The 12,643-nt window shown below is 47.1% G+C and carries 12 protein-coding genes; 2 read left to right on the forward strand and 10 right to left on the reverse strand.

Annotated elements, in window-relative coordinates; genetic code table 11:
- Position 1 precedes the first annotated feature (1 nt).
- Together SHD_RS20240 and SHD_RS20245 are read right to left on the reverse strand one after the other, a co-directional pair.
- Positions 2 to 436, reverse strand: coding sequence for a response regulator (locus SHD_RS20240; protein WP_023268834.1), 435 nt, complete (start codon positions 434 to 436; stop codon positions 2 to 4).
- The gene (locus SHD_RS20245) at positions 433 to 2,586 is read right to left on the reverse strand and encodes a CHASE domain-containing sensor histidine kinase (protein ID WP_023268835.1); all 2,154 of its coding nucleotides are present in this window, start codon (positions 2,584 to 2,586) and stop codon (positions 433 to 435) included. Before SHD_RS20245 ends, SHD_RS20240 begins: the two co-directional genes overlap by 4 nt.
- Before the next feature lie 310 nt (positions 2,587 to 2,896).
- Here SHD_RS20245 and SHD_RS22085 point away from each other — a divergent pair, with 310 nt between their 5' ends.
- On the forward strand, positions 2,897 to 3,073 hold the full coding sequence (locus SHD_RS22085) for a PA3496 family putative envelope integrity protein (protein ID WP_011621344.1): 177 nt from the start codon (positions 2,897 to 2,899) through the stop codon (positions 3,071 to 3,073).
- Positions 3,074 to 3,177: 104 nt separating this feature from the next.
- Here the strand turns inward: SHD_RS22085 and SHD_RS20255 are convergent, their stop codons facing one another.
- A complete protein-coding gene (locus tag SHD_RS20255) occupies positions 3,178 to 4,140 on the reverse strand; it encodes a PDC sensor domain-containing protein (protein WP_023268836.1) in 963 nt (320 codons plus the stop codon).
- Positions 4,141 to 4,419: 279 nt separating this feature from the next.
- Between SHD_RS20255 and SHD_RS20260 the strand changes: the two genes are divergently transcribed.
- Positions 4,420 to 5,775 carry a flavohemoglobin expression-modulating QEGLA motif protein gene (locus tag SHD_RS20260; RefSeq protein WP_023268837.1) on the forward strand — a complete coding sequence of 452 codons (1,356 nt, stop codon included), beginning with the start codon at positions 4,420 to 4,422 and terminating at the stop codon, positions 5,773 to 5,775.
- A 44-nt stretch (positions 5,776 to 5,819) separates the two neighbouring features.
- On the opposite strand, the gene SHD_RS20265 is transcribed toward SHD_RS20260, so the two are convergent.
- The 7 genes from SHD_RS20265 to SHD_RS20295 all read right to left on the reverse strand — a co-directional run bounded on the left by SHD_RS20265 (position 5,820) and on the right by SHD_RS20295 (position 12,634).
- Complete coding sequence (locus SHD_RS20265) at positions 5,820 to 7,262, reverse strand: MBL fold metallo-hydrolase RNA specificity domain-containing protein (protein ID WP_023268838.1); 1,443 nt, start codon at positions 7,260 to 7,262, stop codon at positions 5,820 to 5,822.
- Between the two features lie 118 nt (positions 7,263 to 7,380).
- Entirely contained in the window at positions 7,381 to 8,244 is an 864-nt protein-coding gene (locus tag SHD_RS20270; protein ID WP_039978817.1) for a DUF2927 domain-containing protein, read from the reverse strand.
- 4 nt (positions 8,245 to 8,248) lie between these two features.
- Complete coding sequence (arsJ, locus tag SHD_RS20275; RefSeq protein ID WP_023268840.1) at positions 8,249 to 9,517, reverse strand: organoarsenical effux MFS transporter ArsJ; 1,269 nt, start codon at positions 9,515 to 9,517, stop codon at positions 8,249 to 8,251.
- A gap of 9 nt (positions 9,518 to 9,526) precedes the next feature.
- Positions 9,527 to 10,540 (reverse strand): ArsJ-associated glyceraldehyde-3-phosphate dehydrogenase, encoded by a 1,014-nt coding sequence (locus SHD_RS20280; protein WP_023268841.1) that lies wholly within the window; start codon positions 10,538 to 10,540, stop codon positions 9,527 to 9,529.
- 65 nt (positions 10,541 to 10,605) lie between these two features.
- Complete coding sequence (gene arsB, locus SHD_RS20285; protein WP_023268842.1) at positions 10,606 to 11,625, reverse strand: ACR3 family arsenite efflux transporter; 1,020 nt, start codon at positions 11,623 to 11,625, stop codon at positions 10,606 to 10,608.
- A gap of 40 nt (positions 11,626 to 11,665) precedes the next feature.
- On the reverse strand, positions 11,666 to 12,010 hold the full coding sequence (locus SHD_RS20290) for a metalloregulator ArsR/SmtB family transcription factor (RefSeq protein ID WP_023268843.1): 345 nt from the start codon (positions 12,008 to 12,010) through the stop codon (positions 11,666 to 11,668).
- Positions 12,011 to 12,289: 279 nt separating this feature from the next.
- A complete protein-coding gene (locus SHD_RS20295; protein ID WP_039978818.1) occupies positions 12,290 to 12,634 on the reverse strand; it encodes a cytochrome c3 family protein in 345 nt (114 codons plus the stop codon).
- Positions 12,635 to 12,643: the final 9 nt, after the last annotated feature.

Raw genomic sequence — 12,643 nt, forward strand, 5'->3', positions numbered from 1 at the left:
CCTATACGCTTGGAAGCTCCACGATCCGCCAGTAGCCTTCTAACATATTAAAAATGTTATGGAAGCCATCTTTGATATCGGTTTTCACCATATAACCAGCAACATGGTGGCTATATGCCTTCATCCGATCTTCATCTGTGCTTGAAGTTGTCAGCATAAATACAACCGATGAAGACAAGGTCGGGTCAGAACGAATATGTTCGAGAAACTCAAATCCATTCATTCGGGGCATATTAAGATCGAGTAAGATTAGATAAGAACCTTTTATGGCATCTGAATGAGTTAAAATCGTTAGCGCCTCTAGCCCATCCCTTGCTCGCACTAAAGGATTTAGCAGTCGCAGTTGCTTCATCGCCCTCTGAACGGCCATATAATCCACATCATCATCATCCACTAATAGAATGGTGACCTGTTTATAGTCATGACTATTGCTCATATCCCCTCCTTGTTGACTATGCGCATCGGCCAACTAAACCGGAAACAACATCCTCGCCCTTCTGATTCTAGTCGAATTTTCCCACCAAGGCTTTCTACCGTCTTTTTAACGAGTGATAAGCCTAAACCACTCCCCTCAACCTCATCTCTAGGCCTGAGCGTTTGGAACATTTCAAAAACCTTCCCATGAAAATTGCCTGAAATGCCAGGGCCATCATCAATGACACTAAACAAATACGACGATTTTTGGGCTTCACAGACTATTTTGAGAACTCCACAGCCCCTATCATGGTGCTTAATAGCATTACTCATTAAATTTCTAACTACCAACTCAAGCAACGTTTTAACCGTCGCAAATTGTGGAAAATCTCCTTCAAGCACTAGCTCAAATCCCTGTGGGGGAGCGACTAATGCGAACATATCTTCAATAAGCTGTCGCGAATCGACCTGAACGATTTCAGTATCGACTCTGCCTATCCGAGAAAACATGAGTAAACCGTCCAGTAACAGCACCATTCTTTGGATACGGCTTTGAATTAACCCTAAATATTTCTGGACGTTTTCGTTTGTGTTATCGGCAAGATCTTCATTCAACCAGTTCGTCAATTGTTCAATTCCCCTAAGGGGAGATTTCAAGTCGTGGGAGGCAATATAAGCAAACCTGTCTAGCTCCTGGTTAATCCGTTCTAACTCAGCCGTATGTTCAATTTGCTGCGCTTCAATTCTTTTACGTTCTGAAACATTATTAATTGTCGCTAATATATAAATCCCGTTACTGAAATGAATGGGAGTTAAACCAACTTCAACTGCTAGCAAAGTGCCATCCTTGCAACAACCAAAAAGCTCATCACGCATCGACATATTCTTCGCGATGGGATGAACCATATAGCGGGCTAAATGCTGTTGATGAATCCCTCTGCTGGACTCGGGTAACAGCATATTAATTGAGCGACCAAGTAGCTCCTCTCGTGCATAGCCAAACAGACTCTCTGCATGGGTATTAACCAATGTAATAGCGCCAGTTCTATCCACCATAAAAAGCGCGCTCGGCGAAGCCTCAATCACTAAGCGAAAGCGTTTTTCATTAGCAATTAATTCTGCCGCTAATAACGACTCTTGATAGCGATTACGAGCCATACTGATAACGGCATAAAATAGAGCCAGCACAAATGCGCTACCAATTACCTGCAACCAAATACTCTGTGTTTGCTCAGTGCTTGAAATAAAGCGTGATTCAGAGGAAATATCCAGCCGCCAAGTACGCCCTTCCATGGTTTCTAGTTGGGATTGATAAAAAACGTCCTTCGATGAGGGAAGGTTTTTGTGGGAACTGAACATCAGATTGGCATGACTTGCCTCGGAACTATCATAAATGGCAAGTTTTAGACCGGAAAATCTTTTCCCCATAATCCCTTGCATTAAGTCGTCCATACGAAAAGGAGCATAAACGACCCCTAAGGCCTGCTTCACACGTTCAGCTTCAGTCGTAGGTTGGCCATGATACAAAGGAAGATACATAAGAATGCCAGCTTGGGTATCATCAGGGGTTTCTTGCACTAAGGTGACTTTACCAGAGACTTGAGGTAAACCCGTTGATATAGCATGTAAAATAGCGGTTCGACGAGTTGATTCCGAACACATATCAAAACCAAACGCTCGCTGATTTCGCCAGTCAAAAGGTTCCAAATATTTAATAACACAATAGAGTTCACGATGACCGACAGGAGTTACTTTAAAGTCGCTGAAGCCTTCTTGCTGAACTGCCGAGGTAAAAGCATTTAAGGTGTCTGGCGTTACAAATTGAGCAAAACCTAAACCTTGAATGCCGGGATAGTAGTCAGACAAGCGTGCGTTAGAAACATAGGTTTGCCATTCATGCCGAGTAACACCGTTAGATGCCAAGAACAACCCTGCACCGCCACGCAATACTTGCTCATAGGCAGTCATTCTGCGACTCACTGCCTCGGTTAAATCCTGTACATTATTCTTGAATCGCTCCTCTCCCCTATCCCGTAAATATTCCTCTAGAACATACCAAGAAATACCCATAAAGATGATTGCCGCGACAAACATTAGCCAGCTTGAACGGAGCACACTGATAAAAAAACTTTTTGGAGGGTCGAAAGACGCTAGCGCACGATCCATGTCCATGTTGGCTTCCCTAGCACAGTCACATTTGTGTTATCTCCCCCAAGTGTTGTTCGACTTTTAAGCAAATTCAAGTCTATCCGACTATTTAAGTAGGAATTAACTTAAATACAAAAATAAAGAGTTATAGGTAAAATCACCTAATTCAGTAAAAAATGAAATAACTGAGTTACCCTTCCAAAACCCACAAAACGGAAGGATTTGCCCCTGAGATGACGGGAAGAAAATTTTACGTTGACTCGCAAAATTTTTTGCTTTTCTGCCACACTCTTTTTAGATAGAAAGGCGTTAGGAACAACATGAGGAATTCGTTATGGCTCATATTACTGAAGTCGTGCCCAACGATACTGAAATTGAGGCAATGACCACCCCTAGAAACAGCAAAGCAGCCGAGGCAATGCAACATAAGCGCGAAATTAAGAAGCGCTTAGAAGATTACCTCGAACGCGCCGAGTTAAGACGTGCATTAGGAGATGACGACTTTTTCTAAGCTGCCCGTTCCCTTAAGGCGTTAGGTGACTCAAACCAGACGTTTTTCTAAAAGCCTCACCCAGCTCCTTGGGGCTGGGTGTACAATTCACTATTCTTTTGATACTACTTTTTACCGCTCTTATAGGCCTGAGTTTTGATCAGCAGCCATTCCGCTTTTGCCCCGAGATACACATAAGCCCCTAACCCGACTAATAACCCTACCACGGCCAACATCATCCAAATCGCTGGCTCGATATATTGTTTCTCGCCCAGTGACGCCTTAAACATGGTCAATAAGGCCTCAATCGAAATGGCGATCAAAATCGTTGAAACAAAGCGAGTGATGGTTCGGCGGGTGGAGCTGTGACGAAAAATATCTTTATGCATTAACACTTCTTCCTCGAGAATGGTTTTTCCAAGGTCGAAGATCGCTAACGCTAGAGTCATAAAGATTATGATCCCAAAGGGTTGCAATGGATCTTGCCCGACATGATCCACCACAAATAACCCATAAATATCCCTAAGCGCCGTCCAAAGTAGCACCATCACCAGCACAAAAAGCCCTGCGACTATCAAGCCATACACGGCTTTAAAGGCTGGCGTTACTCGCCGACGAGCACTGTCGCCCATCATAAACTCAATCATTCGCGTCAAATCCACATCGACGACCAGATAACCCAGCTTTTGCTCCTGCTGCACAATCGCTAAGGAGGCTGATAAACATAAGTTCCCGCTGGCATTGGATAAATAGGGGCGAGTGATATTGACGCCATCTGACTCATCCCGATTAGTAAAATAGGGCCGCTGACTGCGGTCGCGATTACCGCCAAGGGGCACTAACTTGATCTGCTGATCGACCACTGTGATATTTTGGCTTATTTGCACTCCTTGGGTATCGAGCAAATACATCAGCTCGACAAAGGGGTAACTGCCCGCAATACCTTTCATGGCCTTGATATCGACTTTAGGTTGGTGAAATAAGTCCGCATCGGCAATACCCGTTAAAATGGACTCCATCAGCTCATGCACTGTGGCCTCGTATTCGTGATAACGCTCAATCACACTCAAATAGCTCATTGCAGCCATAACTCTCTCCCATCGACGTTATCCCATTGCTCAAACACGCAAAGCAGCTTTGATGCCAGCAAAATAAGTTAATGTTTAACAGTGGGTTATGAGATTAGGTTAACGCTATATCGCGCTAAAATAAGCCGCGTTGCACCAAAATGATTCATTAAATCGATAGTGTTCAAGGTATTTAATCGACAATATTCAATTGCTTGGGGGAAGAAACCTATAAATACAGCGGCTTTACCGCTATGATTAAGCTAATTTTTATCGTCCAAGTCGCACAGGATTACGGGAATGTCAGAGTCGTTAGCCCAGTATCAAGAAGATTTACGTCGCCTTTCCGATGAGCTTATCCGCATCCAAACGCCGATTAAAATTTTAGATGCCATCAAATGGCCACGGGAAATGGAAGAGCGCTTTCTCTCCAGTAAAGGCACGGTTCTGCCAGCGATTAGCCAAGATTTTTATCAAAAAATTGCCTTGCCCTTCGATCCCGTTAAAACCCAAGCAGAGCTGCTCACGCTAAAACAAGAAATCCACCGCCGTTTAGGTAAAAAAGATAAGCTGGGTAAGATCTTAATTGCTAACGTCGACCAATATCGCTTAGTTGTCGATATGCTGGGTCATCGAGGAACCCCTGTCTTTGGTCAGCTTAGCCAAGAACTCTACGGCAGCGCCAGCCACAGATTACACGGCGATCGCCACACCCTGCGCCAATTGGGCGATAAACTCAGTTATATCTTCTCCCTGCCCGCCGCGCGGCATATGAATAAACACCACCCTAAAATCATAAGTGCCCCCGAAGCCGTGAATGTACTGAGCCAGCGATTGGAAAAGTACTTCCACAGTGATGATATGCGGGTGCGGTTGAGTGACGGGATTGTGTCTGACGCCGCAGTGGGTGGCGATACGGTCAAACTCAACAGCAAAGCCATGTTCAGCGAGTCAGATCTCAATGTGTACGAAGTTCATGAAGGTTGGGTGCATGTAGGCACCACGCTCAATGGTCGAGCTCAACCCCATGCGACTTGGCTCAGTGTCGGTTCTCCCCGCGTAGCAGCCACCCAAGAAGGGCTTGCCGTCTTACTCGAAATGCTCACCCTAAGTTCTAACCCAGGCCGCGCCCGCCGTATTAGCGACCGTGTCGCTGCGGTAGATATGGCGGAAAATGGGGCAAACTTTATTGAAGTATTTAACTATTTCAGAGAGTTAAATCTTAGCGCTAAGGATAGTTATCGAGTCACACAAAGGGTGTTTCGTGGCGGCATGGTCGAAGGCGGCAGCTTTTTTACCAAAGATATTTCCTATGTGCGTGGTTATGTCGAAAACATCAACTTTATCCGCAGCGCCATCACATCGGGTTTACCCGAACTGATCCCTATGCTGTTTTTAGGCAAACTCGCCATTGAGGACATCCCCGTGCTCTATCAAGCTTGCCAAGAAGGAATTCTGACGCCACCTAAGTATTTGCCGCCGATGTTCGACAACTTCAGCGGCTTGTATGCTTGGTTTGGTTTCGCCTCAGGATTAGCAGGAATCGATCTGAAAGGGGTGCAACGTCACTTCACCCGCTTATTTAAAGACGTGCCCAGTATCGACCCAAGCCTCGAGTTACTCGACGACACTGAATTTGATAATAACTCGGACTAACGCTGTAATGTGGCCCTCTGCACTCAAGAGCCGTGGGCTATCACTTAAGCTGTCACCCAAACTAATTTGGGTAAGGCATTTAAATCCAACATATCGCCACGGGTGGCGATGGCCAGCGCTTTAGGTTTGGTTTTCGAGTCTTGATTCATCACAGCGACTAATCCCTGCTGGGCTTCGGGTTCGCCGTGAACAAGCACCAAAGGCGGCTGCGCTTCAAAATGTCGATACCAACGTAATAACTCCGCCTGATCCGCATGGGCTGATAAGCCACCGACAGTGTGTAATTTAGCGGCAACTTTGATGCTATTACCATGGATAGTGAGTTCCTCGGCGCCATCGACTAAGGCGCGTCCCGGCGTACCAAGTGCTTGATAGCCGCAGATAATCACATCACATTCTGGGCGCCATAGATTGTGCTCTAAATGACTACGGATACGGCCACCGTTACACATGCCGCTGCCCGCAATAATGATCAACCCTTTGTGCACATCGTTAAGGGCGATAGACTCTTCAGTCGATTGGATAAATTCTACATTCGACAATAACGGATGTTGCCCCGGATGCTGGCGCGTAAAGCGCTTAAAATCATCGTCCATTAAGGGATAATTATTGACATACACCCGCGTCGCCTCAATCGCCATAGGGCTATCAAGGCAGACTTTCCAGCGGGAGAGATCCCACTCTTTGGCATACAAATGAAATAGATACAAAAGCTCCTGCGCACGCCCCACTGAGAAAGCCGGCAACAGAATATTGCCGTGGCTCTCGGTCACCGCCTTGGCGAAAATCGCCTTTAACTCGGCCAGAGTATCGGTCCAACTGCGGTGGAAACGATTACCGTAGGTGCTTTCCATTAGCACCAAATCGGCGGTGTCGACTAAGGTGGGATTACGTAATATCGGCATGCCAGCACGGCCAAGATCGCCACTAAATACCAGTTTTTTCTGCGCTTTCCCCTCACCTAACCAAAGTTCCACCAGTGCCGAGCCTAAAATATGCCCCGCATCCGATAAGCAAATATCCACATGGGGGAGCACTCGGGTGACTTGGCCATATTCCAGCGACACAAACTGAGTAATGGCCTGCTCCGCATCTTCTACAGTAAATAGCGGTTCTAAAGGCTCCAACTCATGCTTTGCACGCTTTTTATTGGTTCTTTCGGTATCGCGCACCTGCAGCATGGCAGCATCTTTTAGCATGATGGCACACAGCTCAGCCGTCGCTTTGTGGGTAAAAATCGGCCCGGTATAGCCCGCCTTAACCAACAGAGGTAAGCGGCCCGAATGATCAATATGGGCGTGACTCAAGACAACAGCTGCAATCGCTTTTGGGTCGAAACTAAAAGGCTCGTGATTACGTAACTCATCGGCCTTACCGCCTTGAATGAGGCCGCAATCGAGCAGCATTTGCTTACCTGCCACTGTGAGTAAGTGGCACGAGCCAGTCACTTCCTCGGTCGCGCCCAAAAACTGCAATGTCATCTGCATAGCTTGCCTCCAGCATGTTTATCTCTTTTAAAGATAGACTATGCCCTTATTCCTAAAAGAAAAAGGAATAATTGGTAAAGCATGATCAAAGCCAACTTTCGATGTAAAACCTTGGGGATCAATAACCTAACAGTGGGTACAACTGGCCCTGACGAACCGCTTTATCGGCTTGTGTCAGCGTCCCATCCCGCTGCCATTGTTCGAGTTGTTTTTGCAATATGGGTTGCACTTCGGCGGCCGTCATGCCGGCATGAATATCTGCACTGTAGAGCAGTTTCAGCAAAATATAATCCAGCCCAGTGAGTAAATCCTGCGGTGTTTTATCGTTAAAAATGGAAGGAAATACTTTAACCGAATCATTGGGTAAGCCCAGCACTTGGGTGATTTCTTCCACCACGCAGGCCACCAATTTGCCATGCATTTGCGCTTGGTCGACCGGGATAACCACCCAAGCACGCTCAATTTCATTCTTGGAGTTAAGCACAAATTTTCCCATACAAACGGAGCCATGAATATTACTGGCCGCACTTGCCCCCATAAGACGCATCACCACATCGGCCCATTGGGATTGACGGGTAAAGACTAAATGTAAGTTGGCCTCTTCGAGCGAATCCACCTTGGCAATACTGTGGCCGGTGATTTGTGCCAGATGACTTAAATGCATCTGCACCAATTGTGTATGCAACCCAGTATCGCCCACTTGATGCTCGACAAAGACGCGCACGGGCTGACGCCATTTCCGTACCCGATGTTTAACTTTATCGTATTCATTTTTAAGGGCTATCTCATCAAAGGCTTGGATAATGTAGGCAGGATCTTTCCAATCTCGAATGGGCTTTGGGGCGAGATTGGGTGTCTCAGCTAATGCGGAATTTGATGCAGGTGTAACTGATGCTAAGAGCGGCGAAACAGCGAATAGCGAAGCCATGCAGACAAGGCAAATGGTTCTAACACTCGGTAAAGACTTTCGCCAGCTCAACATCTTGCTATCCTTTGAGTTGTCGAGGCAGCTTGATAGAGATCAGTGCCGTTATTGCAATAAAGGTCGTCGAAATCCATAAGCAGGCCACCAGTCCATAACTCTGATACACCCAGCCCGAAAGCACGGTTCCCACTAAACGCCCCATGGCATTAGCCATATAGTAGAACCCAACATCGAGGGATACCGCCTCTTCACTGGCGTAACTCACAATTAAATAACTGTGCAGTGACGAGTTAATCGCAAACAGTCCGCCAAATAACATCAGCCCCAAGATCAGACTGAGCTGTGGTGAGAAATCCAGATACAAACTGAGTGCAATTAACGCGGGAATAAAAGCTAATAAGGTCGACCAAACTAAGGCGGTATAACCATCGGGGATACGCTGCGAAGTGTTAGCTTCCAATCGACTCGCACCGGTGATCTTCGGAGCTAAGGTTTGCACTATGCCGTACCCTATCACCCAGAGCGCCAAAAAGCCGCCCACGGCCCAATGGTCCCAGCCCCATTGGCTCGCCAGATACACGGGCAAAGCCACCACAAACCACACATCCCTTGCGGCAAACAAAAACAGGCGCGCCGCCGAGAGAATATTCACGCTGCGGCTCTTAGAAAAAATCTCGGTAAACTTAGGTTTGTTCTTCGCTTTCCCCAGATCTTTTTTCAGCAAGACCAGACTCATTAACCACACTAGCGCAAGCACGGCCATCATGGCGGCAATCGCCATATTGAAACCCAATCCCGCCAGCAAGGCACCACCGAGGAAAAATCCCGCTCCTTTAAGGGCATTTTTAGACCCGGTTAGCATAGCAACCCAATGGTAAAGCCGACCCTGCTCGCCCTTTGGAACCAACAATTTAATCGCGCTTTTTGCGCTCATCTTATTGAGATCTTTAGCAATGCCGGAAAGCGCCTGCGCCGCCATCACCCAGGGCACGCCCGCGAGCCACAGCGGTAAACTGGCCGCTGGCACCAATAACATCCCTAATGCCAACACCTGCATACCAAGGCCTAGATTCATGGTACGATTAAGCCCCAAGCGAGCGCCGAGATAACCGCCCACCAGATTGGTCACGACACCAAAAATCTCATAGAACAAGAACAACATCGCAATCGCGAATGGCGTATAACCGAGATCGTGAAAATGCAGCACCACCAACATCCGCAGCGCACCATCGGTTAAGGTAAAACTCCAATAATTGAAGGTGATCAGCAAATATTGCCGCACACCAGCGGGCAATTGCATCAGTTGCTCAAATAGCTTGGCAGCAGGCACAGTGCTCTCCTAACGCGGCAAATCAAGCTGGCCGACTAAGCGGGCAAGCTCTGCCGTACGGTTGGCATATCCCCACTCATTGTCGTACCACACGTAAAGTTTTAGCTGAGTCCCATTCACCACCATGGTCGAAAGCGCATCGACAATGCTCGAACGGGGATCGGTTTTATAATCAACCGACACTAAAGGCCGCTCCTCATAACCTAAAATGCCCTTGAGTTCGCCTTCGGCGGCGCTTTGTAGCAGCGCATTCACTTCCGCTTCGGTCACGTTGCGCTCAAGCTCAAAAACACAGTCGGTGAGGGATGCGTTAGCGAGCGGCACCCTTACGGCATGGCCATTCAACTTGCCCTTAAGCTCTGGGAAAATATGGGTAATTGCCGTCGCACTGCCCGTGGTGGTGGGGATTAAACTTAACCCACAGGCGCGGGCTCGGCGCAGATCCTTATGCGGTGCATCCAGAATCGTCTGGGTGTTGGTAATATCATGGATAGTGGTCATAGAGCCGTGCTTGATGCCAATCTGCTCATGGATCACTTTCACCACAGGCGCAAGACAGTTGGTAGTGCAGGAAGCCGCGGTCACAATTGGATGAATAGCTGGGTCGTATAACTGATGATTCACTCCCATCACCACATTTAACACACCTTCCTCTTTGACTGGCGCCGTCACCACCACCCGCTTCACACCTTGATCTAAATAGGCTTGTAGTAAGGCTTTGGTTTTCATCACCCCTGAGGCTTCAATCACCACATCGCATCCCGACCAATCGGTCTCGGCAATCGTCTTATTGCGTGTGGTGCGAATGGTTTTCTCTTGGATTTGAATACCATCCTGATTCGCCGTGACCGGATAAAGCCAGCGACCGTGAACTGAATCGAACTCAAGCAAATGGGCCAAGGTAGCCGCATCCCCTGCGGGATCGTTGATCTGCACAAACTCTACATCATCCCATTCCCACGCCGCGCGCAGAGCCAAACGTCCCATGCGCCCAAATCCATTAATCCCGATTTTAATTGCCATGATTTATAACTACCCAGTTAACTTACAATTTGTTGATTTTAAATATCATTTATTTCAAAAACAGATTAAGTCGTAAACCAATGGCGGGTGCGATTGGCAAAGTACACTAAAGACAACATCACTGGCACTTCGACCAACACGCCCACCACGGTCGCCAACGCGGCCCCCGAATGTAAACCAAAGAGCGAAATCGCCACGGCCACGGCTAATTCAAAGAAGTTAGAAGAACCGATCATGCTCGCGGGCGCGGCAATCGCATGGGTCAGTTTGAGCTTTAACGCCAGCCAGTAGGTCAAGATAAAGATGCCATAGCTCTGGATAATCAAAGGAATAGCTATGAGTAGAATATTTTGTGGCTGTGTCACTATGGTCTTGGCCTGAAAACCAAATAACAGCACAACCGTCGCGAGTAGCCCTATCACAGACCAAGGTTTGAGTTTAGCTAATAGCTGCGGCACCGCGCTGGCACCATGCCTTGCCTCGAGGCGCTTTCGAGTTAACACGCCTGCGACTAAGGGCAATAAGACATACAACACCACAGATAGCAGCAGGGTTTCCCATGGCACTTGAATATCACTCACCCCCAGCAACAATGCAGAGAGCGGCGCAAATAAAAACACCATAATGATATCGTTAACAGAGACTTGCACTAAGGTGTAGTTAGGGTCACCTTTAGTAAGTTGGCTCCAGACAAACACCATGGCGGTGCAAGGGGCGACCCCAAGGAGAATCATCCCCGCGATATATTCACCCGCCGTTTGCGGGTCGACCCAAGGGGCAAACACCCATTTGAAGAACAACCAACCGAGCAAGGCCATGGTGAAGGGTTTAATTAGCCAGTTAATAGTGAGTGTCAGCAACAACCCCTTGGGGTTTTTACCGACATGTTTAACCGCTGAAAAGTCAATCTGCACCATCATGGGATAGATCATCACCCAGATGAATAACGCAATAATCAAATTCACATGGGCCAACTCGACAGCCGCGATAGCGGAAAATGCCTCTGGCACCAGATTCCCAAGCGTGACTCCAGCAAGAATACTCAAGCCAACCCAGACACTTAAATAACGTTCAAAGCTCCCCATAACGACCTCAACTTATCTCATATCGAATCCATTTCTTTACTTAACAGCAAGCTTTCGCACGTTCGGGACGAGCTCCCATGCTGCACAGGTTCTGCATACTCTCAGCTAAAAACGGACTATTAGCCTCACAACTTTGCGCCAACACTTGCTGGCACCAAGGCGCAAGTTCAGCATTAATCCGATAAAACACCCATTGACCTTGGCGCCTATCGACTAAGATCCCTGCTTTTTTTAACTGTGCTAAATGCCTCGAGATCTTAGGTTGGATCTCCGACAGCGCGGCCATTAATTCACAGACGCACAGCTCCCCTTCCCGCTGGATCAGCAGTAAACATTTCAGCCGAGTCTCATCGGCAAGGGCTTTAAAAAAAGTGACGGGGTGCATTGAGCGCTTCCAAAATAGCCATTAAAACATATGTGGAATTATATATATGAAAAAACGTATGTGTATAGTTGTTTTTTTACCCATCTGTTTTTGGCTTAAAAACTGACAACTTAACCGAAGAAGATTGGGTGTATAACGAGGGGGAAATCGACTTAAGGGGCCAGCAAAAGTGGAACTCCTTAGATTTAAGGCCACCAAACAAGTAAAAAGAAATGCCAGTTAAGGTTAACTGGCATTTTGTGTCGAGAAGCTTTAAATCCGCTTGATACAACTCAACTGCTATGGCGTGACTAGGTCAAACCTAGGATGACATCCTACACAGTAGTTTTCTGATTTTTGGTGAATATGATGACATTTTGCGCAATCCGTTTCAGTCGCAAAATGACGATTTTTGTGGGGGTTAGTCGGTTTCACGTTTTCGGTTTTTAGCGCTAATTTTTCAGTATTATGGCACTGTACGCATTTCAGCATAGTTACAGCTTGACGAGCCTCAGTACCATGGCAACTGTTACATTTGATTCCTTTTGCAGCATGGGTTTGATCGAGTAAAACATTATCTTTTGCTATCGCATTTGCTGCGAAAATGCCCAGAACAAGGGCAAAAATAATTGTGAGATTCTTCATTTTAAATTC

Source organism: Shewanella decolorationis S12 (assembly GCF_000485795.1).
Taxonomy (GTDB): domain Bacteria; phylum Pseudomonadota; class Gammaproteobacteria; order Enterobacterales; family Shewanellaceae; genus Shewanella; species Shewanella decolorationis.

Bases quoted from the DNA above. Each gene is read 5' to 3' on its own strand.
- SHD_RS22085 (WP_011621344.1), top strand. From the start codon at position 2,897: ATGGCTCATATTACTGAAGTCGTGCCCAACGATACTGAAATTGAGGCA.
- SHD_RS20255 (WP_023268836.1), bottom strand. From the start codon at position 4,140: ATGGCTGCAATGAGCTATTTGAGTGTGATTGAGCGTTATCACGAATAC.
- SHD_RS20245 (WP_023268835.1), bottom strand. From the start codon at position 2,586: ATGGACATGGATCGTGCGCTAGCGTCTTTCGACCCTCCAAAAAGTTTT.
- SHD_RS20240 (WP_023268834.1), bottom strand. From the start codon at position 436: ATGAGCAATAGTCATGACTATAAACAGGTCACCATTCTATTAGTGGAT.
- SHD_RS20295 (WP_039978818.1), bottom strand. From the start codon at position 12,634: ATGAAGAATCTCACAATTATTTTTGCCCTTGTTCTGGGCATTTTCGCA.
- arsB (WP_023268842.1), bottom strand. From the start codon at position 11,625: ATGGGGAGCTTTGAACGTTATTTAAGTGTCTGGGTTGGCTTGAGTATT.
- SHD_RS20270 (WP_039978817.1), bottom strand. From the start codon at position 8,244: ATGTTGAGCTGGCGAAAGTCTTTACCGAGTGTTAGAACCATTTGCCTT.
- SHD_RS20265 (WP_023268838.1), bottom strand. From the start codon at position 7,262: ATGCAGATGACATTGCAGTTTTTGGGCGCGACCGAGGAAGTGACTGGC.
- SHD_RS20290 (WP_023268843.1), bottom strand. From the start codon at position 12,010: ATGCACCCCGTCACTTTTTTTAAAGCCCTTGCCGATGAGACTCGGCTG.
- SHD_RS20280 (WP_023268841.1), bottom strand. From the start codon at position 10,540: ATGGCAATTAAAATCGGGATTAATGGATTTGGGCGCATGGGACGTTTG.
- SHD_RS20260 (WP_023268837.1), top strand. From the start codon at position 4,420: ATGTCAGAGTCGTTAGCCCAGTATCAAGAAGATTTACGTCGCCTTTCC.